The sequence below is a fragment of the Roseibium sediminis genome (genome assembly GCF_008711325.1).
Lineage (GTDB): Bacteria > Pseudomonadota > Alphaproteobacteria > Rhizobiales > Stappiaceae > Roseibium > Roseibium sediminis.
Map to the genome: position 1 here is coordinate 30,564 of NZ_VXDB01000006.1, position 25,363 is coordinate 55,926.

The window sequence follows — 25,363 nt, forward strand, 5'->3', positions numbered from 1 at the left end:
AAACTCAGCCTGCGGCCTTCTTGGACTTGCCGAGAAGTGCGAAGGCGCGTTCCGCGCGTTGGCCTTTTGGTGTGTCACCTTCACCAGGTGTTCCGAGATCAGGGTTCTGATCGCGATCCATGGCTTGTTCGAACGGGGTTTGGCCGGACGCCCGGGCACCGCCCTCTTCTTCAAGGTCGGAAAGAAACGCCTTGGCTGCGTCCAGGGACATGTCCGTCTTCAGAGCCGCGCTCATGGCAGCCCGCGGGCGGCTCTTTGCCTCATCGCAGCCGATAATCCCGCTGATGCGCTCACGCTCTGCGGACGCCCCTTCAGCGAACCCGGCCTTGTGGGCTTCTGTTCGGGCGCTCTCGATCGCCTCGGCATTTTCAGCAGCCTGATCGACTGCCGGATTTTTGTTCTGTCCAGACATTTGTTCATCCTCTTCATCAAGGGACAGTTCTGCCGCGAATGCGGCCACGGCGTCGTCAAGCGTACCGATCTCATCGGCCAACCCGTTCGACACTGCTTGGGTGGCACCAAAAACTTGGGCTTCGGTTGACCGAACAGCCTCTTTGCTGATGCCACGATTACGGGCGACGGTGCTGACGAATATCTCCCCGAGTTCGTCGATCCGTGCTTGGATGTCGGCCTTCACTTCGGCAGACAGCGGCCCATACGAGTTGCCGTCTACTTTGTGCTTTCCGAAATGAATGAATGTGACCTTGTAGCCGATCTCGTCCAGCATCTTGCTCACGTCGACATGGGCCGTCACAACACCGATGGATCCGACAGCGCCGGTGCGGGACACACTAATTTTGTCTGCCGCTGAAGCGACGGCATAGCCTGCCGAAAATGCATGTTCGTTCGCGAAGGCTTTGAGTGGTTTCCTATTGGCGTAGCCATACATCTTGTCGACGAGATCGAAACACCCGGCGACAGTACCTCCCGGGGTATTCGCAATCAGGGCGACCCCTTTGACATTCTCGTCTTCCTGCCCCCGCTTGAAAGCCCGCCAGATGTAGTCATATCCGGTTGCCCAAGATCCAAACTGGTAAGGGAAATCATGCAAAAGCACGCCTTTTACCTGAATTTGTAGGATGCCATCGCGGACGATGTACGGTCGATAAACCGAACGCCAGTCATCCTCGGTGAACCAGAAATCATCCTGTGCAGGTCCTGCGGCATTGACCTCGGCGACAAGCAGCGCTTCGTATTGGCGATGGGCTTGATGCAGATTGGATTCGACAATCTTTTCCTGGCCCGGGGCCACCAAAACTGCCTGCTTATCAAATGAAGTCAGGAACGGATTAGACATTGACAACTGGCTCCAATTGATCGGTGCGGGCGTCCTTGTTGTCGGCCTCTTTGTCTTCATTTCGCTCATCCGGAGCCTCACGTTCTGCCCCACTTGCGGCATTCATCATGTTGGTGGCTGACAGATCGCTTTCGTCCTCGATTTCGAGTTTGTCGCGCAGCAATTTTTCGCGTCGACGCTGGCGATAAACACGTCGATAGTCCTTCCCGAGACGAGCGAGTTCATCTTCGTCTGTCGTCAGCGTGTTCTTGCGGCGTAGAGCTGATGCCTGGGTTTCCTTCAGCTCGTCGATCTGCCCGCGGGAAGCTCCGATCCAGTCACAAGCAGCGATCGCGTCCAGGATTTGCGGTTGATACAGCCACCCCATGTTATCGGGGTTCTTGAATTTCCGCGGCATGGACTCAAACGCTGCGCGGTTTAGCCCTTCCTCAAGCCACAGCCTGAATATGAAACTTGCAAAGTTGTCAGCGACGAGGGCCTTGCGGCCATTCATGAACTTCCAAGTTTCATTCATCGCCCCGCGGAACGAAGCGTAGTTGGTCTCACTGAAATCTCTCGACAGCTGCTCGTAAGACAAGCTGGTTGCAGCGGAGAGATAGCGCAGCAAGGATTTCTCAAAATCAGTTCCGAGAGGTCCCCCTTGCCCTGCTGGGCGCAGTTGCAATTTTGAGCCCGGAGGAAGGTGCGGAATCCTCACGCCGCCAATCTGGAATTGGTCGGAGCCTTTCATGTACTTGCTGACGGCGCTTAGGTGAGCCCCAATGTATTGTGCAATCGAATTCTCAAAGGCGGTCCCTTCACCAAGGTTGCCGCCGCCCAAGCGCTGAAAGATTGCGTTGGTATCCAAATCAGATTCAACGGACGCAGCATAGGTTGCCTGAACCACAGCGTTCTGCAGCATGGTTTCGCGGAAGTCTTTCGTTTGCCGCAGTTCTTTGAGCCCTGCTACAACATCAGAAATTCCGCGAGTCTGATTGGGACGACGCTGATCAAAAAGGTGAATGGCCTGTGCGCGCCCCCACGGCTTTCGACGTGGGACAAATTCCCATTGGTAGGCTCTTGGGTCCGCAATGTCCCGAGGGTGCGCTTGTCGGATCCAGTACCCCTGGGGAATGTGGCGCCTGTCGACTTGCACACCGGCGATGATGTTCTTGTCGGACATTCTATTGGTTGGTGTCGATAGCCGATCGAGATCGATCATCCGAACAGAAGTGTTAAATGCCCGCAAGTTTCGGTCTTCACGTGCCCATTCGACGACCGCAAGGACTTCGCCGGTCACCAGGTATGATCCAACCGCCTGCCTGATGAGTTGGGTAAAGCTGTTGCGTCGACCAGCATCAGGCCACTTGTCATCGGACTGCGCCCAAAGCTTGAACCGAGTTTCGATTTCCTCCTGAAACTCGGTCTCCCACTTCTCATCTTCTTTGCCGAAAATGATTTTGGTTTCCGGCTTGCTGTTCAGGACAAATTCAGGGCCGACAATACCGTCCTGATGCTGCTGAGCGGCGCTCTGAACATAAGCATCGTTGCGGTAGGTATCGCGAACTCTGGCATCGGCACGGGTTTTTTGGGGAATGATGTCCCGATCCGCAGATCGCGAAGGGGGCTGCCAAAGTGCGAGCTCGCGATTGTGAATGCTGGCACCTTCGTAGGCATCACCAGCAATTGCCAGTTCATCGCCCGCGCCCCCAGGTGCCCCTAGACCCGGGGGCGCAGGAGCTACTGGATCGTTCCTTCGTATTTCAGATGGAGACAATCCCAGTAGTTCGGAAATCAAATGATCCTGTTTATTCATCGGCCCCAGATCCTCATTGGACCAGGGTTATTGTCAGCATTGATCTCACTATTGAGATTGTTGATGTAGGTCTGTAGCCGGTGTGCATTTGCGGCTAGATAACGGACACGATCACCACTCTGATCTGTGACCTCAACAACAGATTGGCCTGTATTCAGTGCGTGTAAGGCGTCTTTAGCCTCACGGAGCCTGTCTTTTAGGGTCATTCGGTTGTTCCGCTGCCAACATGGATATCAATCCTATATTCTACATATAATTGAAAATCAAATAATAAGTGGAATTTTAGGCTAGATCTCTGGCAAGCGCCTCCAAATCGTATGTCACCGTTGTGGACGAAAAAGGAAGCTTATCGCCATCTTTGAAAACTAGGTCGTTCTGGTCCCACTCCGCCGCCCAGCCAGGAGGATCGGACCAATCCAGTCGTTCAATGTTGATTGGATGATAAATGATCAATGCAAGGCAGTAGTACAACAGGTCGAACGCCTCGTTGCGCTTGCTGTTTGGATTTTCCCAGCCTTTGGCCGTCCTGATTTCTGTTGTCAGCTGACTGTATAACCAGTCCTCTGCCCAATGCGGAAAGTGAACCATTCCGAAAACTGATATATCGGAAATTTCGCCGGCATCTTTTCGATCGAGCATGCCTGATGCAAGGTCTTTCACCTGATTGGAATTGATGAACAACATGGGTACATCCCCTCGGGCGCCCGAGTTTCTGTCCCGTCGTTCTGCATCTGGGTAACCAAGGCGAACACGAGGTGTATCCTTCTTCGGTTCGCCTTTCAAAAGACGGAACCGCATATGGTAAGATCTTCCTTCCTTATCGTCGCGCAAAGAACGCCAGAAGTTGAGAGCATTGGTTGTTACGCCTGCTTCCCCGCCGCTATCACATCCGGTGAGTTTGATTGACATTCGCATGTTCGGATTGCCGGCAAGCGGGTATGACTTTTCGATAACGTTCTTGATGAGGACTTTCCAATCCTCTCCGTGAGTGGCCGGGTTTAGTGGGAGAGGTTTGCCGTCATCATCTAGTCGTTCGGACTCTCGGATCTTGAACATATCAATGTGATACACGTCACCACGTTCAGAAATCCCGTAAACGTGGACTACGAAGGAAGGTCTCTTGCCCGCCTGCACGTCGATTGTTGCTATGAGGAAGCGAACTTCCGGGGGAACGATCGGATTGTCTTTTGTGCCGCCCCAGTTTTGCGCTCTGTTCTTAAGATCCTCGGGGAGCCTGCCGCCTTCCATTGCTTTCGGCGTGTATGGATCGCCTTGGTCGGCGGTAATGGTCTTCTTGAGCTGGGTCTCGTCGCCGGTGCGCTCATATGCGTCCATAGCGTTCAGGTAGTTGAATACGAGTGACTGCCAATCCTGGAAAGCAGCAGCTGGACCGCGAAGATAAAACGAGGCCCCTTCGGTACGTCGCGGCTTTCCCTCTATTTTCCCGTTGGGCAGCCAGACCTGCCCGTCCTTTATCCAGCGTGCGTTGTGATTAAGCTCCTGAAGATCCTTTTTGTGTTCCGGAAGATGCGGGTAGCCGCAATGCGGACAAACAAGTGTGACGGCTTCCGCCGCTTCCATGAAGTCACTGCTGCTGGGGTAGGAGAACAAGCCAAAATGCGGCTCAAAGGCGTCACGGCATTGAAGGCAGCGCCAGTACCAGCGGCGTCGGTCGCCTCGGTTGTACAAAGACAAAATACCCTTCGTGGGCGGGGCCTCGTGTGGTGTCTTGCGGACCCACTTGGCGTCCAGTACCGGGCGACCAGGCGATGACTCTGCTGCTGCCATGGCAAAGCGCTTGTACGTTTGCGTTCTTTTTTTGGCTAGATCAAACGGAGGGCCTTCCTTCGCAATGTCATCCTCCATCCGGTCATAGTCGGCAAGCCATACGCGCGGGACTGTCTTGCCGGATAGCTCTGTGATCGTGGGCCACTTGATGAGTAGGCGCATGCCATTCGTGAAAAACTTGTCATGTACGTTGTCGTTCTTCCGCCCGGGGAGCAATTTCTCGCCCAAGGCCTTCGTGTGCCTTATCGCCTTTGCAAGATCGCCCAGGGACCAATCGCGCGAAACATCCTTCGTCATCCCGACAAAAAGCATATCGGCTGGATCGCACTTTGCGGTGTATGTCAGCCAATTGAAGAACATGTCAGACTTCCCGGTTCGAGCCGGACCGACAAAGATCATTTCATTGAATTCGTGACTGGTCAGAACGTCCATAGGTTCGACCAGATAAGGCGTCTTTTCGTTGGGCCAATAACCGACATAGGAGCCGGGGTTATCCAGATAGCGGTACTTGGACGCAGCCTGAGAAACAGTCAGGCGCTCCGTAGGCCGGACCATCTCCGCTGTAGCGACAACCATTTCTTCAAGAGTGGCAAACGACTGATCAAACATTGGTCTTGTTGTTGCTATTGCTGTCCCGATGGTCGAACTTGTTTGCCGCCATCAATTGATTTCGTCATCAAGGTCTTTCAGGTAGCTCTCGGTCTCGTTTTCGTTGGCCTGCTTAACCAGGTTCGTGTGCATCTCATCAAGAAGTCGATCGACAAGGGTTGTCAGAACGGCACGCTGTTTGATGCTCAAAGCCTCGGCATCCTCTTCAATTGTGTCCGCCCAGAGCTGGGTGGTTTTCTTGAGGGTCTTGAACGTCTCGGAAAGTACCTCCATCACCCGCTGGGTCGGCCAGAGTTCGCCGGCCATAACGCGGTATTTCGCTTCTTTGATCTTCGCGTTCCAAAAAGTTTCTCGCAGTTTCTCCGGGAGTGAGCTCGCCTTGATCGTCTGAAGATAGGCATCCAGATCGGTGACCGGATCGACCAAATATCTGGCCGCTGAGGCGAGGTCGTAAAGCTTGGCACCGTTACTTGAGGTCTTCAGGACCGGGCAGTCTACCAAGGCGGAGATCACCTTGTATCGTGGCAATCTGAATACTTTGCTGAGCCAGGTGATCGAGACGGCATTGCTGACTTGGGACACCTTCTTCGGGGGCGGAGCGGAAATAGTTGTTGCGCGACCAGTTTGGTTTTTGCTCAGCGGTTTAACCGGAGGCTCTGCCATTCCTAGCAAGGGGTGATAGGTCATTCGTCGACCCCCAGAAGACCCATATAGTTTTTCTGATTTGACGCTTGCGTCGATGGGGAAGTCCCGTATGCGCAGGGAAGATTATTCATGAAATGGGTAATCTCGCTCTGTAGCCAAACCGTCCTATTGCCAATCTTTCGCGAGCTCGGGAATTCACCTCGTTTCATCAAGCGATAGACGGTAGCCCTCGAGATGTGAGTTTGTTTGAGTACGCTTTCCAAAGAGAGGCACTTTGGAATGGGAAGGCATTCTGTTTGAGGCATTAGGGACTCCAATATTCAATAAAATATACAGTAAATGATTATATAATCAGTATCAAGTTGAATTTACGCCCGCCGTATCGGTGGGGCTGTTTTTGTCTCGGATCGTCTCAGAGCAGGTGGGTATAGTCTTTTTTCCTAGGTGCGGAGGCAAGTTCGTTTACCAGATCCGCCCAGTCTTGCATGATCTTTCGCCGAAGTGTCTTATATTCTGATCGATTGTATATCGCCCTGACTGAGGAATCTTGGTGATCAAGGCTTTTTTCGATAAGGTCGCCGTCAAAACCTCGTTCATTCAAGATCGTTGAAAACGATGACCGGAAACCATGTGCCACGTGCTCTGACCCCATGTAGCCAAGGCGCCTAAGAGCAACGTTCATTGCGTTTTCGCTGATGCAGCGGTCCATTCTTCTGATTTGAGGGAAGATATACTCTGAATCTGGGTAAAGGGAGAATACCTCTTGAAATAATTTGGATGTTTGATTGCTCAGATATATCTGATGCTCGCGGCGCCCTTTTTTCGACCGCATCTTGCTTACTTCCAAGGGAATGGTCCAAACACCGTTATCAAGGTCTACTGCAGTCTTTAGGGCTTTCCGCGTCTCACCTGGGCGTGCCGCTGTATAGGCAAGTATCAACAGCGAGTATCGGGTTGCCGGCCAGCCTTGGTAGTTTCGTACCGCGTCTATCAAAGTGCCGAACTGCTTTTCGTCTGTGATGGCTGCGAAGTTGCTCCGCAACGGTGTCTTCAGAGCGAGCTGCAGGTCGGCGGTGGGATTATTCGCGATCAAACCTTTAGCGAGCGCCAACATGAAAACCGCTTTGGTTTTCCCTAATGTTCGATGTGCCGATTCACGTTTCCCTTCATTCTCAATGGCTTTTAGCATCTGTAGGACTTCAGCCGCTGATATTTCATGGATTGGGCGATTGTGTAATGGCCGAGCATAGCTCATCAAATATCGGGCGTCCCGGCTGAGAGTAGATGCCGCTGTCCCGTTTCCTTCCTGTATATCCAAGTACTCTTCGGCCAGTGACTTGAACGAATTTTCCGGTTCTTCCAGTGAGGCAGAACGTGAGCGCTTTTTAAACTCTGAGGGGTCGATGTTGTCCACCAACAGTCTTTTCGCCTTATCGCGCTCGTCCCGCGCCCTGGCCATCGTGATAAGCGGGTATTCCCCAATAGACAGTGTTTTGCGCTTTCCCAAAAATTTGTAATCGAAGCGCCAAAGTCGAGAGCCGTTTGGTTTGACAAAGAGGTAGAGCCCTCCCCCGTCACTCATCTTGCGGGGTGTTTCCGAGGGTTTGGTCCTTCGGATCGCAACGTCAGACAATTTATTTATGCCAGCCATATATACGGTATCGCTAAATCTGGAATTGGGCGGATACCGCAAATGATACCGCAATATTTCCGAGATGTGGAGAGACGCGAAGATCCCGTCTGGAATGAAACGACACCGAAAAACTCAATAAATCATTGAAAAGCAAGGAGTTAATAGCTTTGGTGAAATGATTTGAGATGCGGCGAAAAAACAAAGTGGTAGCGGGAGAGGGACTCGAACCCCCGACACGCGGATTATGATTCCGCTGCTCTAACCACCTGAGCTACCCCGCCATCCGGCCGGCGACCTTGGTCGGTGCCGCGCGATGTGGGGTGCTTATAGTAATGGTTGGCAGGCTCGTCAAGCAGGCAAATGCAGCTTCCAATAGGAAAATGCCATTTGCCCGCAAGCCTGTGTAAATCCACGCGCAATGGCCGCGCCCTGCGGATTATCAGGCGGCAGAAGCAGGCGTGCCGGTCTTGTCGATGGCCCAATCGCCGCTGCGCTCTGTTCTGGCGATCCAGCCGCCACCGAGAACGCGGGCGGTTTCATCGTCGCTGTCAAAGAAGACGCAGGCCTGACCGGGGGCAACGCCCGCTTCGCCGGTGACCAGTTCGACGGTGGTCCGCTCCGCCGTGTGGCGCAGGATCGCGGGGGCAGGCGGGCGGGTGGAGCGCACCTTGGCAAAAAGGTCCAGTTCGGCTCCTTCGTCCAGAGGCAGGTCGCCCAACCAGTTTACTTCGCGCAGCACAATCGTGCGGGTGGTCAGTGCTTCACGCGGGCCGACGACGACGCGCTTGGCGTCCGCATCAAGGCGCACGACATAAAGCGGCTCGCCGGTGGCAACGCCGAGGCCGCGGCGCTGGCCAACCGTGTAGTGGATGATGCCCTCATGCTGGCCAAGCACGCGGCCATCCATGTGAACGATGTCGCCGGGTTCCGCTGCATTGGGGCGCAGCTTGCGGATCACTTCGGCATAGTCGCCGTTGGGCACAAAGCAGATGTCCTGACTGTCCGGCTTGTTGGCAACGGACAGGCCGAATTTTTCCGCCAGCTGCCGTACTTCCGACTTTGGCCGTCCGCCCAGGGGAAAGCGGATGAAATCCAGTTGCTCTTGCGTGGTGGCAAAGAGGAAATAGCTCTGGTCGCGATCAAGATCGGTCGGACGGAAGAGCGCCCGCTTGTTGCCGAGCGGACGGGAGCGCACATAGTGGCCGGTGGCCAGAACATCCGCGCCAAGGTCCTTGGCGGTCTTGAGCAGGTCGGTGAACTTGACGGTCTGGTTGCAGGACACGCAGGGGATCGGGGTTTCGCCCGCGATATAGCTGTCTGCGAAGCGGTCCATCACCTGTTCCTTGAACCGGCTTTCATAATCGAGCACATAATGCGGAATGCCGATCTTTTCTGCCGCACGGCGGGCATCATGAATATCTACGCCCGCACAGCAGGACTTTGCCTTGCTGACGGCAGCGCCATGATCATACAGCTGCAGCGTGACGCCAATGACCTCGTAGCCTTCCTCCTTCATGAGGGCGGCCACAACGGAACTGTCGACGCCGCCGGACATGGCAACAACCACGCGGGTGTCTTCCGGGCGACCGGGAAGATCCAGACTGTTCAGCATTCTCAAACACCAAGATGTCGGGCCGCGTTCCGCTCCGTTCAACGAGAGCTTTCCTCGCACCTCACCCTAAAAGGCGGTCCTGCAAGGCGGCGGCGGTTTTCACTGTTGGGCGCAATATATGTGAGACGGTCGCAGATTCCAATCATTGCCGGTTTCGCTGGGCAAAGCTTGCCGGGTCGCGGCAGTCCTTGCCGGGAGTTTTGCCGATGCAGTAAAAGGTCCATCTGCTTAACTGTCTGAAATTGAATGATTTTATTAGAAATCTGAAACTGGCCCGCTGTTTGCTCACAGGTAAGCGGTTCTTTGGAACGCTCAGCAAACACAGGGGTAACCGGTGCTGCCATTTGACATGATCTTCAGCGCTGTCGGTGCGGCGGGAAAGATGGAAGGTGCCAGCCTTTCCTTGAAGGATGGAACTGCCGACGGGCAGGGCGGGGGACAGTTTTCGTCTGTTCTCAATGCCGCCATTGACCCCGATGCCGATCTGACCGGGGAAAACGGTGAGCTGCCGCTGGATGTTCCTTACGAGCTGTTTGGTCCCCAGACACAGCCGCTTCCCGTGCGGTTTGCCTTTGCTACCGGTCTCTCCCTGACCGGGGCGGGTGATGGGCAGGCGCAGGATAGTGTGCTTGCGCCCCAGCTACCGGATGGCGGTGATGTTCCGATCCTTTCTGGCAATGGCAAGGGCGCATCTGACTTGCTGCAAGGGGCTGGAGCATCGCCTGTTCCGAGCGGGGCAGCGCCAGATGGCGAGCTGCTCGCTGCCGCCGGTGTAGATGCGGCGAATGATGCTGATGCTTTTCAGCCGGGAATACTCAAGCCTGCTGCCCTTTCACCGGAGGGCTCTGTCCTGCCAATTGGCAGCACGGCAAATGATGCCGGTTCCTCGGCGCTGAGCGCGGCGGCCTCTGCCATTGTTGAAGACAACATTGCTTCTTCTGCTCCGATTGCGGGCAAGCTGAACGCCGGTAATCCGTCCGGTGCCGTTACCGGCAGTGCATCTTTGGCAAGCTCCCAGTCAGCACAAGCGTCACAACAGGCAGCTGTTTCTGCGGCCGCGCTGCAGCCAGATGGGCAAAAGCCGACCGCTGACAAGCAGTCCGGTGAAGGCGCACGTCTTGGCCGCGAGGTTCAAGGACAGGGCAATGGCCTTGGTGTCACGGCAAAGAAGTGGCAATCCGGTCTCCCTCAGGAATTGCGGGCGTCCGTTGCAAGTCTCGTTGTGGGGCAGACCCCGGCTACTGCAAGACTGGTTGAAACACCTGCAACGGTTCTGCCGACTGTTCTGACGGCTCCTGCACAAGATGCGACGCCGGTATCCGATCTGACACTTGCCGCGCCAAACGCGGAAGGTCTGGCGCCGGTAACAGATGAAGTCACCGGTGAGCTGACAGTTGCTGCGCGTGCATCTGCAGGCAATTCGTCTTCCCAACAAGGGCAGGCCGCAGTTAGTCCTCTGGTGACAGGTGCGGCTGAAAGTGCGGCGTCTTCAGAGCAGGCTGTTCTGGCCAAGACATTGCAGCAGGACAAGACAGGCCTGCTGCCCGCGGACATTGACGATGCTCCGGTCTCCGAAGTGACTGAGGGTGATGTCGATCCGGGCGAGCAGCCCGTCGCTGCGGCGGCAGCCAAAAAGACAGGACCTGCCGCTGCCGGGACTGCGCCTCGTGAAGGTGCGGTCCAGCAGCAAAGCGCCGCAGGGCCTGATCTTGTTGCTGTTGCCCCTTCCGGTCAGGCTCTGGCCGAACCAGAAGGTGAGCTTGAATTTGAAGTCGATCCGGATGCGATGATGCGCATGACGGGGACTGGCGGGGATGTGGTTTCCGTCTCCCGTGCTGACACAGCTGTGCGCCCGGGGCAGGTACTGTCCAGCCATGTTGCCATGCAGGTTGCCGGTGAAATTGCCCGGAACCTCCAAAACGGCAATACGCGTTTCCAGATGCGGTTCGACCCGCCGGAGCTTGGCCGTGTCGATGTGAAAATGAAAGTTTCGGCCGACGGCAAGGTCCACGCACATTTGATTGTGGAGCGTCCGGAAACGCTGGACCTTTTCATGCGCGATCAGCGTGGTCTTGAGCGGGCACTGGAAGCTGCTGGTCTTACGGCAGATTCCGAAAACATGAAGTTCTCGCTGAAAGACCAGGGATCGTCCGGTTTCCAGTTCTCCGAAGGTCGTGACCAGTCACAGGACCGTGGATCGGACGGATCCGGACCTGCGCGCGAGCCTGCGCTTGAGGATGACAATTTCGGCCCCGGTGTTCGCCTGAACCTGACCGCGCGGGCCGGTGGACTGGATGTCCGCATATAGAGATGACTGCAGCGCGCCTGATGTTCAGTGCGCCTAACGGGACTTGAAAAGTATGACACAGGTATCAAGCGCTACGTCTGCCGGGGCCACGGGAACCACGAACGCCTCCCAGACGCTCAGTTCCAACTATGAGCTGTTTCTGACGCTTCTGACCACGCAGGTGAAGAACCAGGATCCGCTCGATCCGCTGGATTCGGCTGAGTATACGAACCAGCTGGTGCAGTATTCTTCGGTTGAACAGTCCATCCAGACCAACCAGTATCTGGAAAATCTCGTGGCCTCTTTCAAATCAGGTCAGGCATCGAGCTATGTAAACTACATCGGCTCCGAGATTACGGCTGCCGGTGGAACCACGGCCCTGTCGGATGGAAGTGCGAGCTGGAAATACAATCTGAAGCAGGATGCCAGCGGAACCGTCGAAATCAAGGACAGTGCCGGCAATGTTGTGTTCGACAAGGTGGTAAACCTGAGCGCCGGGTCCCATACCTATACATGGGACGGCAAAAACAATGCCGGGGGAACTGCGCCGGATGGAAGCTACACGATTGCCTTTTCCATGAAGGATGCAGACGGGAACTCTGAAGGCGTTTCTGTCGAGATCAAGGGTGTTGTCGACGGTCTCGACCTTAATTCTGACACACCGTTCCTGAAAATAGGCGATGTTTCGGTGCCTGTGAGCGCTGTGAAGACGGTTAGAGCCGTCTCGTCCTGACATCAAAAAAAATAAAAAAAATTTCCCCGTCAAAATCCCCATGGTCGATTTTGGCGGGCCGTTTTGTTGCGTTGCGCGTTTCGGGTTGCATTCTGCAAGGAGATTTTGCGCATGTTAAAGAATTCCGTAGTTTTATTAATGATTTTGACCCTCAGGTGATGAGGGTGGTAAATAATATTCATTCTATTCAATTTTTATAGTTAATGAATTGTATTTGCCTGCTTAGCCAAATTTTAAGTTGCTGAACCTACACTCTACCTAACTTGGTCATGGTTAGTGTGAGAGTACAATGACCGAACAAATTCGTTCGCGTGTAAAATATGTCATCGGCCCGGATGGTAGTCCGCTTACTATTGCAGACTTACCTCCAACCTCAACAAAGCGTTGGGTTATCCGGCGAAAAGCTGAAGTTGTTGCAGCTGTCAGGGGCGGTTTGCTGTCCCTTGAGGAAGCATGCAGTCGCTATACCCTGACAGTCGAAGAATTTCTTTCGTGGCAGAGCTCGATTGAAAAACACGGGCTGGCAGGATTGCGAGCAACGCGGGTTCAGCAGTATCGCAACTGATTGCGGTACTTCCGTATCAATTGTTTCTTGAAGGCTGGCCGTGTGCCGGCCTTTTTGGATTTGTCCACTGTTCACACAAACGCCGAATTTCCCTGTAAGGGTTAACGAGGTGGGCAAATTTTCCCCACCCGAATTGCATTTTGCATAAACGAGATTGGCAGAAAACCGCCGTTATCGAAATCTCCATTCAAATCCGTTAACGCCTTGTTAACCTTCTGAGCGGCAAATTTTGCCCAGTGGTTAATGCGTCGGGTGTCATCTCCTCATTTTGGAAGGTGGCGAGCGATACAGGACAAGTCGGGCGGGCATTCGTGAACGGGCTTATCGAATTCATTAAAACTCTGGGACCTACGCGGGTTGCCGCGATGGGTGCTGTGGCGGCAATTCTTGTTGGCGTGTTTGCATTCATCATTTTCCGGGTAACCGCGCCGCAGATGACGACGCTCTATTCGGAGCTGACCCTTGAAGATTCCGGCGCCATCGTTTCTCAGCTGGAAGGCCTTGGTGTTCCTTATGAACTGGCCCGGGACGGTGCCACTGTCATGGTGCCGAAAGAGCGAGTGGCCCGTCTGCGCATGCAGCTGGCAGAGGACGGCCTTCCGACCGGTGGGTCCATCGGCTACGAGATCTTCGATCGGTCCGATACGCTGGGTGCCACAAGCTTTGTTCAGAACATGAACCACCTGCGTGCGCTGGAAGGTGAGCTTGCCCGCTCCATCTCCGCGCTTGATCGCATCAAGAAGGCTCGCGTCCATCTGGTTATTCCCGAGCGCCAGCTGTTCCAGCGCGACCAACGCGCGCCGACCGCTTCCATCGTCCTGAATGTTCGCGGTAGCCTTGGGCCGGGTGAAATCCGCGCAGTTCAGCATCTGGTGGCAACTGCCGTTGAAGGCCTGCGCCCGGAAAGCGTGTCTGTCGTCGATGAAAGCGGTCGTCTCCTGGCATCCGGCGCCGAGAGCGATGAAGAAGGCATGATCGGCAATTCCCTGCAGGAGCGCATCTTTTCCATCGAAAGCCGCCTGAAGGGTCAGATCGAGGAAATCCTGAATTCCGTTGTCGGTCCGGGTCGTTCGCGGGTTCGTGTTGCTGCCGATGTGGATTTCAACCGCACCACTGAAACCATCGAGACCTTTGATCCGGACGGGCAGGTTGTTCGTTCTACACAGAGTAAGGAAGAAGCTTCCAGCAGTGTTGAGCGCAACAATCAGGTGACGGTTGGCAACGAGCTGCCAAATGGCGGCGAGAACGCCAATGGCGAGGGCAACAAGGACGAAACCTCTGCAACGGAAGAAATCGTCAACTACGAGATCTCCAAGTCGACAAAGACAGAGATTGTAGAGGCTGGCCGGGTTCAGCGTCTGTCCGTTGCGGTTCTGGTGGATGGAACCTACGGCCCGAATGAAAACGGCGATGTCGTCTATACGCCGCGTACCCAGGAAACTCTTGACCGGATTGCCGTGCTGGTTCGCTCAGCCGTGGGTTTCGATGAGACCCGTGGAGACCTTGTCGAGGTCGTCAATCTCCAGTTCGCCGCACCGCCGCAGTCTGATCTCGGCGAGGATACCAGTGGGCTATTCGAGTTTACCAAGGAAGATATCTTGCGGTTTGCCGAGCTTGGTGTCCTTCTGTTGATCTCGTTGCTGCTGCTCCTGTTCGTGGTTCGTCCACTCCTGCGCCGGATCGTGACCCCGGAAGAGCGTCAGCCTGAAGCTCTGCTGATCGGACCTGATGGCACCCTGATTGCAGAATCCGAAATGCCACTGGACAGCAGGGATGAAGAGGAAGAACTGAAGATCGAGTGGCTCGAAGAAGCCAAGGCAGCCGGTGCCGTTCAGGCCAACTCGATCAAGAAGGTTGGTGAAATGATCGACGAACATCCGACGGAAGCTGTGACGATCGTTCGCGGATGGCTGGATGAGGCTGCTTGATGGCTGATGCACTTCAAAAACAGCTGACGGTCAGTGCCGATGAGAAAGAGCGTGAGCTCAAGGGCGCAGAGCGCGCTGCCGTCCTCCTGCTGGCCCTCGGCGAGCAGCACGGAAAGGCCATCTGGAACCAGCTGGATGAGATCGAAATTCGTCAGATTTCGGCAGCAATGGCCAATCTGGGGCCTGTTACGCCCAACATGCTGGAGAACCTGTTCAAGGATTTCGTGCGCCGCATCAGTTCCCGTGGCGCGCTGACGGGCAACGTTGACGCCACCGAGCGGCTGTTGGCCAACTTCCTGCCTGGTGATCGTGTTTCGATCATCATGGAGGAAATTCGCGGACCGGCCGGACGTAACATGTGGGAAAAGCTCTCCAACGTTCAGGAGAATGTTCTCGCCAACTATCTGAAGAACGAATACCCGCAGACGGTCGCGGTGGTGCTTTCGAAGATCAAGTCCGACCATGCTGCGCGTGTTCTCGGCATCTTGCCGGAAGAACTGGCGCTTGAGGTTGTCAGCCGCATGCTTCGGATGGATGCGGTTCAAAAGGAAGTTCTGGAGAAGGTGGAACAGACGCTGCGCGTTGAGTTCATGTCGAACCTGACCAACACGTCCCGCCGCGATAGCCACGAAATGATGGCGGATATCTTCAATAATTTTGATCGCCAGACGGAAGCCCGGTTCCTCGCGGCCCTTGAAGAGGACAATCGCGAGGCTGCAGACCGGATCAAGACATTGATGTTCACCTTCGACGATCTGATGAAGCTGGATGCGGCAAGCTGCCAGACACTTCTGCGGAACGTCGAAAAGGATCAGCTGGCTATCGCGCTCAAGGGATCCACGGATGCGGCCAGAGAATTCTTCTTTGGCAACATGTCCTCGCGCGCTGCCAAGATGCTGCAAGACGACATGGAAGCTCTTGGCCCGGTTCGTTTGCGCGATGTGGATGACGCCCAGACCGGCATGGTGAACACGGCCAAGGATCTGGCAGCCAAGGGTGAAATCATGATTTCGAAGTCCAAGGGTGACGACGAAATCATCTACTAACGGAGCAGGAGGAAAGTCCTCCAAGATTTATGGGCAAGATGGTCAGTCCTTCGAAATTTCAGTTCAATGTCGATTTCTCCGCTCCGCCTGAGCCGGAGGTTGTCGCGCCGCCCGAGCCGGTCATTCCGATGATCCCGGTTGCCGAGCACGAACAGCTTCTGCAAAAGGCGCGTGAGCGGGCCTTCGAGGAAGGGCGGATCGCCGCATTGAAGGATCACCAGAGCCATCAGGATACTCTCCTGACCGAAGAAGTCGGACGGCTGACCACATCCATTCAGGGGGTGTTGCAGACCCTTGACGAGATGCAGAAGACACAGGAACAGGACGCTGTCAGCTTGGCATTCATGGTCGCACGTCGGCTGTGCGCTCATCTGATCGCTCGTCAGCCGATGACTGAAATCCTCGCACTCCTGTCCGAATGCCTTGGCCCGCTTCGCCGCTCGCCGCATGTTGTGCTGCGGATCAATGAAAAGGATGTCGATGCGTTGAAGAAGCGGATTGACCCCATTGTTCACGAGAAGGGGTTTGAGGGACGTATCGTGATCTTGGGAGAACCTGACATTGGCCGCGGTGATTGCCACATCGAATGGGCTGATGGTGGTATCATTCGGGACCGGAAGGCTCTCGAAAAGGAAATTGACGCAAGCATCAAGTCCTATCTGTTGGCGCGCGCCGGAGAACGCAAGGCTGCACGCAGCGCAGATGGACCCGACACTCAAAAGGATGAAGCATCATGAGTGACGAACAAGCAGGCGGTATTCCGCTGGACGAGCTCGAGGCTCCAACTGCCAAACAAAGCGACGAAAATAGCCATCCCGTGCAATCTGCGGGTGATCTTGAAGCCGTCTTTGACGTGCCGGTTCGCATTTCCGCTGTTCTCGGGTCGTCCAAGATGCATGTGTCCGACCTTTTGAAACTGGCGTCCGGAACAGTTCTGGAACTGGACCGGAAGGTCGGGGAAGCCATCGATATCTACGTCAATGACAGGCTTGTGGCCCGCGGCGAAGTTGTCCTTGTCGAGGACAAGCTTGGCGTGACCATGACTGAAATCATCAAGACGGACCGGTAAGGGGGCTTTTAATGCGGCTTTTGATCGTTGGGACACTTGGTGGGCAGCTCAGCACGGCATCCAAGATTGCCATGCAGCGCGGCGCGCAGGTAACCCACGCCGACAGCATCGATGGTGCCCTGCAGGTGCTCCGCTCCGGCCGCGGTGCCGATCTGCTGATGATCGATGTGAGCCTTGATATCGCAGGATTGCTCGGGAAATTGCAGGCCGAGCGTGTGCATGTGCCGATTGTAGCCTGTGGTGTTGATACTGATGCGAAGGCAGCGGTTTCGGCCATCAGGGCTGGGGCGAAGGAGTACATTCCCCTTCCGCCGGATCCGGAACTGATTGCAGCGGTTCTAGCGGCCGTCGCTCAGGAACGCGGGGACATGATCTACCGCGACGACGCCATGGCGATGGTGGTTCGGCTGGCAGAGCAGGTCGCCCCGTCCGAAGCCTCGGTATTGATCACCGGCGAATCCGGTACAGGCAAGGAAGTCATTGCGCGTCACGTCCACAAGTGCTCGAACCGGGCGTCCAAGCCCTTCATCTCCATCAATTGTGCGGCCATACCCGAACACCTTCTGGAATCTGAATTGTTTGGTCATGAAAAGGGAGCATTCACCGGTGCTGTTGCCCGGCGGATCGGCAAGTTCGAGGAAGCCGATGGCGGAACGCTTCTGCTTGATGAAATATCTGAAATGGATGTCCGCCTGCAGGCCAAGTTGTTGCGGGCCATTCAGGAAAGGGTCATCGACCGCGTTGGTGGGACCCGCCCCGTTCCGGTCAATATCCGAATTCTGGCAACGTCCAACCGCGATCTTGGCGAAAGCGTTCGCAACGGCTCGTTCCGCGAAGACCTGCTTTTCCGCCTGAATGTGGTGAACCTCAAGCTTCCGCCGCTGCGCGAACGCCCGGCAGACATCATGGAACTGGCGAGGTTTTTCGTTGAGCATTATTCCAAGGCAAACGGTGTTCCGGTTCGGGAAATCTCCCAGGAGGCGCGTCAGGCCCTGAAGACGAATGTCTGGCCTGGGAATGTGCGCGAGCTGGAAAACACCATGCACCGCGCAGTCCTGCTGGCGAACGGCCCGGAAATCAATGTTGAGGCCATCCGCATGCCGGACGGTTCACCGATCAAGGTGGATCGCGGGCCAGCGGAACGGGCTGCACAGGCCGCTGAAGCAATTACCCGGTCCTTTGTGGGCCGAACGGTCGCTGATGTGGAAAAAGACCTGATCCTTGATACGCTGGATCATTGCCTCGGCAACCGGACACATGCTGCAAAAATTCTGGGTATCTCAATCCGGACGCTGCGCAACAAGCTGAATCAATATACCGATGAAGGGGTACGAGTTCCCGGTCCCGGCGAAATCAGGGCTGTGTAGTCCCGGTTCACCCGAAATTCGGAACGTGTTTTTGAGTTCTAGCAAGGTCATTGGATGGCGGACACCTCGGCAAATGAAGGACGGAAGGTAGCCGAAACGGCTCCTGGAAGTGGCGTGCCTGCTGCATCCGGCGGTCTTCCCATGCCGAGCCTTCAGGATATCTGGGACAATATGAGACGTGGGGATGTTGGTCTTGCGACCGGCATCCTTGTCATTTTGACGCTTCTCATCCTGCCGATGCCGGCTGTGATGCTGGACATGTTTCTGGCGTTGTCGATCGTCTTTTCTGTTCTGGTCCTGATGACGGCGCTGTTTATTCAAAAGCCGCTGGAGTTTTCGTCTTTTCCGACCGTTCTGCTGATCGCGACGATGTTGCGGCTTGGCCTCAATATCTCATCCACCCGACTCATTCTCGCCAACGGTCACGAAGGAACCGCGGCTGCCGGAAATGTCATCCAGACATTCGGCAATCTCGTCATGGGCGGCAACTTCGTTATCGGGATTATCGTCTTTGCCATTCTGGTGATCGTGAACTTCATCGTTATCACCAAGGGTTCGGGGCGTATTGCTGAAGTTGCAGCGCGGTTCACCCTTGACGCGATGCCCGGTAAACAGATGGCAATCGACGCCGATCTCAGCGCCGGGCTCATTGACGAAACCGAAGCGCGGACCCGCCGCAAAAATCTTGAAGACGAAAGTTCGTTCTTCGGAGCGATGGATGGTGCATCCAAATTCGTGCGCGGCGATGCGATCGCGGGCCTTCTGATTACCTTCATCAATATTCTGGGCGGCATCTTCATCGGTGTTGCGCAGATGGAATTGACCTTCAGTGAAGCGGCAAACAACTACACGCTCCTGACCATCGGCGACGGACTGGTCTCGCAGATCCCGGCCCTGATCGTCTCCACTGCCGCCGGTCTGCTCGTTTCCAAGGCGGGTGTTCAGGGCGCAGCCGACAAGGCGCTGGCAAGCCAGTTTACCGGATATCCGAAAGCGCTCGGAATGTCGGCGGTGGTAATGGTCATTCTGGCGATGCTGCCTGGTATGCCGCTTGTTCCATTCCTGGGTCTTGCTGGCCTTGCCGGCTATCTGGCCTATTCGGTCAGTGCCAAGAAGAAGCAGGTTGCAGCCGTACAAGCCCAGAAGAAGGCTATCGAGACCGCGCCGAAGCCGCCGCCAGAACCGCCGATTACCGATGCCCTGAAGATGGATGAGCTGCGCATCGAACTTGGATATGCCCTGTTGCCGCTGATCAACAGCAAGGACCACACGGGCGGAGATGTTCTGACCGAGCAGATCAAGGCCCTGCGCCGCCAGATCGCCAGCGACCTTGGCGTGATCATGCCGCCGGTGCGCATTCTGGACAATATACAGCTTGGCGCGAACGACTATGTGATCAAGGTGAAGGAAGTCGAAGGTGGACGGGGCACGCTGTTCCCCAATCACTTCATGGTCATGGATCCAACCGGTGGGCAGGTCAATCTGCCGGGAACCCAAACCACGGAGCCGACATTCGGCTTGCCTGCAACCTGGGTGGAAGCGGTCTACCGCGAGGATGCCTCCTTGCGCGGTTACACCGTGGTGGACCCGGGGACGGTTCTTGCCACCCACCTGACCGAGACGATCAAGGCCAATGTCTCCGAGCTTTTGACCTATGGCGACGTTCAAAAGCTGCTGAAGGAAATGAAGGGCGAGCAGGCCAAGCTTGTCGACGACCTTATCCCGTCGCAAATCACAGTCTCCGGCGTGCAGCGCGTCCTGCAAGCTCTGCTCAACGAACGCATTTCGGTGCGCGATCTCGGCACCATTTTGGAAGGCGTATCGGAAGCGGTCGGCATGACACGCAATACCGATACCATCGCCGAACATGTTCGCAGCCGCCTTGGTCGCCAGATTTGCGCGGCAAACCTTGCGCCAGGCGGGTATTTGCCGCTTGTCTCGCTGTCTCCCAAGTGGGAACAGGCCTTCCTTGAAGCCATTGTCGGGGAAGGCGAAGACCGTCAACTTGCTATGCAGCCATCAAAACTGCAGGAGTTTGTGGTCAAGGTTCGTGACGCCTTTGAGGAAGCTGCCCAGTTGGGGGAAGTGCCGGTTCTGCTGACATCTGCTCAGACGCGACCTTTCGTGCGCTCCATCGTTGAACGCTTCCGGGCCCACACGACCGTAATGAGCCAGAGCGAGGTTCATCCTCGCGTCAAACTCAAGACCATCGGTTCTGTCTGAGGACTGCTCTTCCAGCCGGTTTAAACGCTGTTAGACAACGATGTTGATGCGCGACATCACAGCGGTGGTGGAGGCGTAGACGCCTTGCGAATCCGTTGAAGGGCGGATCTGGTTCAGCCGATTGTTCACTGCAAACACGTTTGATGTGAAGGACAGCCTGAGTTGCTGACCTTCTTGAATAACCTTGCGCCGTTTCGCTGACCACGCCTTGTTGTAGTCTGCGAATGTGAGGCGCTCGTCGCGCTGACGGTAATTTCCGTGTACTGCCATGTCATGAGGCTGCCTGATTATGGTTAATGTCGCCTTAACGGTTTCAGCGACATCCCCATGCAACCCGTGGCCTTGTGCAATTGGAGAGGCGCTGATATCGACGACCTCAATCAAAGGAGTTGCCATGTCATCGATATCGCTGGACCTGAACGGTTATACCGACGTGCCGGACACCAAGATTGCGGTTGTGGTCACTTATCTCGAGATGCTTTCCAGGCCAGATCTTGCCGATCGGCGCACACCTGACGGGGTGACGCTTGAGCGATGGCAAAGCCCCGATCCCGAAGACTACCGTCGCCTGTTCAGATCCATCGGCGATGAGTGGCTGTGGTTCGGTCGCCTTGTCATGGATCGCGCTGATCTTGCTGAAATTCTCCGGCAGTCCACGCGTGAGATTTTTGTAGCTGTGCGGGAGGGTAAGCAACTTGGCCTGCTCGAAATCGACTATTCGGATCCGGCAAATCCCGAACTTGCGTATTTCGGCCTTGTTCCGGATGCGATCGGTGGCGGAATGGGTGGCTGGTTGATGAAAGCCGGGATCGACATGGTTTGGTCACGGCCTGAAACACAACGTTTTTGGGTGCATACCTGCACGGGTGACAGTCCGCAGGCACTTGGGTTTTACAGGGCCGTTGGCTTCAAGCCCTATAAGAGGGCAATTGAAGTGGCTGACGATCCCCGCTTGCTCGGTGTGCTGGAAGATCATCTTGGTCCGCACTTGCCCAAGCTTGCCTGATCGAATCGCCCGCCAAGACGTTGCGGAAAGCCGGGCGGTTGTCGGTCTGGCGGGCCAAATTCTCCAAATACCCTGTTGAAGTGTTCCGTAACACCGTTTCTTGATAAAGTGTAAACGGATATTAACCATGTGCCGGAGATTGGCAGTGGATGACGGCGATATGCTCCGGACCAATAATTCTCCGGGCATTTAGAATTGGTTAAACTAGATTAAGTTGAGCCTTTAACGGAGTCAGGCAACAGATGGCTGAAGCGCAAGACAATGTCGTTCCTCATACCCGCGTAAGATCCTTGAGGGACGCCATCCGTAAAGTTCAGCTTGGCGAAGTTGAAAGATCGGATGTTGTGGTCGAGCTGCAGGACACCGAGCGGGCAAGACTGGAAATGCTTGCCGACGAACTGAAGGATGTCTTCAAGGAAATTCCGGAAGACGACGACCAGTTCACCTTGCAGGTGGTTTCCGGTTCGACGCCCCGGTTCTGGGTGGACATGACGAGCCACGTGGTTGTCGGCGGCGACCGACAGACCTATCGTTTTTTGAAAGATACACGTCTTGGCCGGGTGGTTGTTCTGGAGACTTCGGTTCTGGACGACATGGCCGACTGCATCACCGAATATATCGCCGAGCGAATTCTGGAGCGGGAAAAAGCGATCGAAGGCGACTGGTTCAACAATCGCCTGAAACAAGCTGCTCGCGATCAGACCGTTGTAAAGGTGTCGCAATCATCGAACTGGCCGGGCATCGTCTCCGGCTTCCTGTTCGGCGCGGCGGTCGGCATGATCGGGCTGATAGCCTTTGCATGGTTCGCCAATCCGGTTTGAGCCGCCTGTTTCAGGAACTGCTGTTTGAATAGAATCCGGACAAGTCTCTTGTCCGGATTTCGTTTATCTGGTCGCCGGTCCCACTGAAACCGCGCTCTGTCATTTGAACAGACCAGCCGTTTGAAGACTTCTCTATCTCAAACATGTTATAGCGCGCCGCCGGTTTCCGGCCTCCCGGGGCGCTCGTCGCAGACGGAACCCCTATGATCGGCACAGGACCAATGGGGCCGGGAATTTCCTCAAAACTGTCGATATGAGTGTGCCCGTGGAGGACCAGTTCCGCGCCACAGCGCTTGAGTGTCGCGCGGAGCCGTGATGCATCGGAGAGCCTCTTGTGCCAGTTCGTTGCACCGGGGAAGGGCGGATGGTGGATCAGAACCACCCTAAACAACCCTTCATCCCGCAGGTTCTCCAGCGTTTCACGCAATTGGCGGGTCTGCTTGGCGCCGACTCGGCCTGTGGCAAACCAGGGGCCGGTGGCTCTGGCGGTTGATACGCCGATCAGCGTAACATCGCCGCGGCGACGAACAAAGGGAAAGGCGGGCTCACCCGGCAATCCGGATTTGTCATCGCCCGACATATAGGGCTGCCAGGCCTCGCGCGCCTTCTTGAGCGCGCCGGGCACATAGGCATCATGATTGCCGGGGATGGCCGTGACGAAGTCAGCTTCGCCAACACTTTCCAGCCAGGCACGCGCGCCGATGATTTCGAGGGGGAGAGCGATATTGACCAGATCCCCGGTGATCGCAACATGATCCGGGGTCTGGTCCTTCATGTCAGCAACCAGCCGTTCGAGGTGATTGCCGCCCATGTTCTTGGACCGGTGCTGCCGCCAGTTCAGGTATCCCAATATGCGCTTTGAAAAAAGCTGCAGAAGCTTGGGATCTGGCAAGGGACCGAGATGAGGATCTGAGAGATGCGCTAGTTTAAACATGACGGGCGCATCTTGGGTCGAAACCCGTTTCCGTCAAGCCTTAATGCCTCGTCGCGGTCACTCATGTGTTGACGAGTGGCCGCGATAACGGGCAGGGTCTTTCGCCGATCAGTTGGTCGGGAAAGTGGAGAGAGCCGCAGCAACGCGCGGGTTCGTCAGATCAAGAGCCGGCTTCCAGTTATAGGAGCGGTTACGACGACGGCGGCTTGCGAAAAAGGACTTCAGCATTTGAATGCTCACGGATTTGAGCCACTTGAGGCTTGGTTAAGTTCACGGTGCTTATGTAATGCTGCGATGCAAAAAAGAGTAGAGACATTTTTGGTGTAACAGGCCTGCATTTCTTGCATGGCTTAGAAAAGTCGTAGTATTTAACAAGTTGTTACCAAGGATTTGCGATGCTTGCTTGGTTGTCCCGGTTTCCGAAACAAATGATCAAAGGCATGATCGAAACCGCAGGACTCTTGCGCAATCCGCTGACCATGGGTGTCCGCATCATTGTACATGACGAGAACCAACGGGTTCTCCTTGTTCGCCACAGCTATCTCAAGGGTTGGTATTTACCCGGAGGGGGAATCGAAACCGGCGAAACCGCGGCTCAATCTGCCGAAAGGGAAGTTTTTGAGGAGGTCGGAATTCGTGCTCTTGGACGACCGCGCCTGCTCGGCCTTTATCTCAACAAGGGGGGACTTGGCCGGGACCATGTCGCGCTGTTCGAGCTGGAGCATTGGGAACCGGCCGAAGGCTTTCTTGTCGCCAATCGGGAGATTGAAGAGGCGCGGTTCTTTGATCCAGCAAATTTGCCTGATGACGCAACAGATGCGACCCGGCGACGTTTGGACGAATTGCGCAAGGGAGTTTTCCCGTCCGGCGCTCATTGGTAGCACCGGACGCGAAATCATGGGTTGATCTTGCCCCGGTCAGGCGGCCTTGGCCAACCGGTCCCGGTCGTGTGGCTTGTCGAGATCCAGAACAGGACCAATCGGGACAACACCCGTCGGGTTTATCGAGCCGTGCGAACCATAGTAGTGCAGCTTGATCGTCGGCATGTCGACTGTCTCGGCAACTCCTGGTACCTGATAGAGGTCGCGGACATAGTTTGACAGGTTCGGATAGTCCTCGATCCGCCGGATGTTGCACTTGAAGTGGCCCACATAGACCGGATCGAAGCGCACCAGAGTGGTGAACAGGCGCCAGTCAGCTTCGGTCAGCTGGTTTGCGACGAGATAACGCTGTCCTGCCAAGCGGCTTTCCAGCCAGTCCAGTGTCTCGAACAATTCGGTAACGGCTTCTTCATAGGCAGCTTGCGTGGTGGCAAAACCGGCCTTGTAGACCCCGTTGTTCACTGCTCCGTAGACAGTTGCATTGACGCTGTCGATTTCCGGCTTCAGATGCTCCGGGCTGAGATCAAGCGTATTGCCTGTCAGATGATTGAACGCGCTGTTGAACATCCGGATGATCTCGGAGGATTCATTGGACACGATGGTCTGGGTTTTCTTGTCCCAAAGGATCGGGACCGTTACCCGCCCGGTGTATTCAGGGTCAGCCTTGGCATAGAGCTGCCACGCATATTGCGCGCCGTTAACAGGCTCTGCCTCAGCAAATTCCCATCCGTTTTCCAACATGAGGGGTGCAACCGCCGTGACGGGAATGATGTCTTCAAGCTGCTTGAGCTTGCGATAGATCAGCGTGCGGTGTGCCCATGGGCAGGCATAGGAGACATAAAGATGATAGCGGTCCCTTTCAGCGGTAAAACCAGCGCTGCCGCTTGGTCCCGCGCTCCCGTCAGCCGTGATCCAGTTGCGAAACGCAGCGTCCTTGCGGACGAATTTTCCGCCGGTCGATTTTGTGTCGTACCAATCGTCCTTCCAGACGCCATTGACGAGCAGTCCCATGTGTCGATCCTTTCATCTCTGATGTCCCTGATGTGTATATCAAGTTCTGCGATGCAACGGACTGGAAGCTCTGTTCATCCTGCGTGAACAATGAAGTTTTTTTGCGAGAGGGA

23 protein-coding genes and 1 tRNA gene are annotated in these 25,363 nt (G+C 55.5%); 12 read left to right on the forward strand and 12 right to left on the reverse strand.

All coding sequences use genetic code 11. The features are described 5' to 3' along the window. Positions 1-4: 4 nt before the first annotated feature. The 9 genes from F0155_RS07360 to mnmA all read right to left on the reverse strand — a co-directional run bounded on the left by F0155_RS07360 (position 5) and on the right by mnmA (position 9,379). A complete protein-coding gene (locus F0155_RS07360) occupies positions 5-1,297 on the reverse strand; it encodes a S49 family peptidase (RefSeq protein ID WP_150523858.1) in 1,293 nt (430 codons plus the stop codon). Beyond that, positions 1,290-3,092, reverse strand: a complete 1,803-nt coding sequence (locus F0155_RS07365) for a phage portal protein (RefSeq protein WP_150523859.1) — start codon at positions 3,090-3,092, stop codon at positions 1,290-1,292. Before F0155_RS07365 ends, F0155_RS07360 begins: the two co-directional genes overlap by 8 nt. Next, positions 3,089-3,298, reverse strand: a complete 210-nt coding sequence (gpW, locus tag F0155_RS24100) for a gpW family head-tail joining protein (RefSeq protein ID WP_150523860.1) — start codon at positions 3,296-3,298, stop codon at positions 3,089-3,091. Before gpW ends, F0155_RS07365 begins: the two co-directional genes overlap by 4 nt. A gap of 76 nt (positions 3,299-3,374) precedes the next feature. Further along, entirely contained in the window at positions 3,375-5,489 is a 2,115-nt protein-coding gene (locus tag F0155_RS07375; RefSeq protein ID WP_150523861.1) for a terminase gpA endonuclease subunit, read from the reverse strand. Positions 5,490-5,540: 51 nt separating this feature from the next. Further along, the gene (locus tag F0155_RS07380) at positions 5,541-6,176 is read right to left on the reverse strand and encodes a DUF1441 family protein (protein ID WP_150523862.1); all 636 of its coding nucleotides are present in this window, start codon (positions 6,174-6,176) and stop codon (positions 5,541-5,543) included. Next, positions 6,173-6,439, reverse strand: a complete 267-nt coding sequence (locus F0155_RS24105) for a helix-turn-helix transcriptional regulator (RefSeq protein ID WP_150523863.1) — start codon at positions 6,437-6,439, stop codon at positions 6,173-6,175. The genes F0155_RS07380 and F0155_RS24105 overlap by 4 nt, the downstream gene beginning before the upstream one ends. 107 nt (positions 6,440-6,546) lie before the next feature. Then, positions 6,547-7,785: a tyrosine-type recombinase/integrase gene (locus F0155_RS07390; RefSeq protein ID WP_150523864.1), complete on the reverse strand. Its 1,239-nt coding sequence runs from the start codon at positions 7,783-7,785 to the stop codon at positions 6,547-6,549. 186 nt (positions 7,786-7,971) lie between these two features. Beyond that, positions 7,972-8,048: transfer RNA gene (locus tag F0155_RS07395), tRNA-Met, on the reverse strand. Between the two features lie 158 nt (positions 8,049-8,206). Beyond that, on the reverse strand, positions 8,207-9,379 hold the full coding sequence (gene mnmA, locus F0155_RS07400; protein WP_150523865.1) for a tRNA 2-thiouridine(34) synthase MnmA: 1,173 nt from the start codon (positions 9,377-9,379) through the stop codon (positions 8,207-8,209). Between the two features lie 334 nt (positions 9,380-9,713). On the opposite strand from mnmA, the gene F0155_RS07405 reads away from it, so the two are divergent. The 9 genes from F0155_RS07405 (at position 9,714) to flhA (ending at position 20,597) form a co-directional block, all read left to right on the forward strand. Next, entirely contained in the window at positions 9,714-11,687 is a 1,974-nt protein-coding gene (locus tag F0155_RS07405; protein ID WP_150523866.1) for a flagellar hook-length control protein FliK, read from the forward strand. A gap of 52 nt (positions 11,688-11,739) precedes the next feature. Then, positions 11,740-12,399: a flagellar hook assembly protein FlgD gene (locus F0155_RS07410; protein WP_150523867.1), complete on the forward strand. Its 660-nt coding sequence runs from the start codon at positions 11,740-11,742 to the stop codon at positions 12,397-12,399. A gap of 289 nt (positions 12,400-12,688) precedes the next feature. Then, positions 12,689-12,964 (forward strand): CtrA inhibitor SciP, encoded by a 276-nt coding sequence (sciP, locus tag F0155_RS07415; RefSeq protein ID WP_009759334.1) that lies wholly within the window; start codon positions 12,689-12,691, stop codon positions 12,962-12,964. A 311-nt stretch (positions 12,965-13,275) separates the two neighbouring features. After that, the gene (fliF, locus tag F0155_RS07420) at positions 13,276-14,892 is read left to right on the forward strand and encodes a flagellar basal-body MS-ring/collar protein FliF (RefSeq protein ID WP_150523868.1); all 1,617 of its coding nucleotides are present in this window, start codon (positions 13,276-13,278) and stop codon (positions 14,890-14,892) included. After that, the gene (gene fliG, locus F0155_RS07425) at positions 14,892-15,938 is read left to right on the forward strand and encodes a flagellar motor switch protein FliG (protein WP_150523869.1); all 1,047 of its coding nucleotides are present in this window, start codon (positions 14,892-14,894) and stop codon (positions 15,936-15,938) included. The genes fliF and fliG overlap by 1 nt, the downstream gene beginning before the upstream one ends. A 29-nt stretch (positions 15,939-15,967) precedes the next feature. After that, entirely contained in the window at positions 15,968-16,675 is a 708-nt protein-coding gene (locus F0155_RS07430; protein WP_150523870.1) for a FliH/SctL family protein, read from the forward strand. Next, a complete protein-coding gene (gene fliN / locus F0155_RS07435; protein ID WP_150523871.1) occupies positions 16,672-17,007 on the forward strand; it encodes a flagellar motor switch protein FliN in 336 nt (111 codons plus the stop codon). Before F0155_RS07430 ends, fliN begins: the two co-directional genes overlap by 4 nt. A gap of 11 nt (positions 17,008-17,018) precedes the next feature. Then, a complete protein-coding gene (gene flbD / locus F0155_RS07440; RefSeq protein ID WP_150523872.1) occupies positions 17,019-18,374 on the forward strand; it encodes a sigma-54-dependent transcriptional regulator FlbD in 1,356 nt (451 codons plus the stop codon). 54 nt (positions 18,375-18,428) lie between these two features. After that, complete coding sequence (gene flhA, locus F0155_RS07445; RefSeq protein ID WP_150523873.1) at positions 18,429-20,597, forward strand: flagellar biosynthesis protein FlhA; 2,169 nt, start codon at positions 18,429-18,431, stop codon at positions 20,595-20,597. 30 nt (positions 20,598-20,627) lie between these two features. Here flhA and F0155_RS07450 read toward each other — a convergent pair whose 3' ends face one another. After that, positions 20,628-20,993 (reverse strand): hypothetical protein, encoded by a 366-nt coding sequence (locus F0155_RS07450; RefSeq protein ID WP_150523874.1) that lies wholly within the window; start codon positions 20,991-20,993, stop codon positions 20,628-20,630. On the opposite strand from F0155_RS07450, the gene F0155_RS07455 reads away from it, so the two are divergent. Continuing rightward, positions 20,992-21,603 (forward strand): GNAT family N-acetyltransferase, encoded by a 612-nt coding sequence (locus tag F0155_RS07455; protein ID WP_150523875.1) that lies wholly within the window; start codon positions 20,992-20,994, stop codon positions 21,601-21,603. The two genes, F0155_RS07450 and F0155_RS07455, sit on opposite strands and share 2 nt — an antisense overlap. Before the next feature lie 242 nt (positions 21,604-21,845). After that, positions 21,846-22,424, forward strand: a complete 579-nt coding sequence (locus tag F0155_RS07460; protein WP_150523876.1) for a hypothetical protein — start codon at positions 21,846-21,848, stop codon at positions 22,422-22,424. 10 nt (positions 22,425-22,434) lie between these two features. On the opposite strand, the gene F0155_RS07465 is transcribed toward F0155_RS07460, so the two are convergent. Then, the gene (locus tag F0155_RS07465; protein WP_150523877.1) at positions 22,435-23,358 is read right to left on the reverse strand and encodes a metallophosphoesterase family protein; all 924 of its coding nucleotides are present in this window, start codon (positions 23,356-23,358) and stop codon (positions 22,435-22,437) included. Between the two features lie 395 nt (positions 23,359-23,753). On the opposite strand from F0155_RS07465, the gene F0155_RS07470 reads away from it, so the two are divergent. Beyond that, positions 23,754-24,239: an NUDIX domain-containing protein gene (locus tag F0155_RS07470; RefSeq protein ID WP_192913772.1), complete on the forward strand. Its 486-nt coding sequence runs from the start codon at positions 23,754-23,756 to the stop codon at positions 24,237-24,239. A gap of 36 nt (positions 24,240-24,275) precedes the next feature. On the opposite strand, the gene F0155_RS07475 is transcribed toward F0155_RS07470, so the two are convergent. Continuing rightward, complete coding sequence (locus F0155_RS07475; protein WP_150523878.1) at positions 24,276-25,250, reverse strand: glutathione S-transferase family protein; 975 nt, start codon at positions 25,248-25,250, stop codon at positions 24,276-24,278. Positions 25,251-25,363 lie beyond the last annotated feature (113 nt).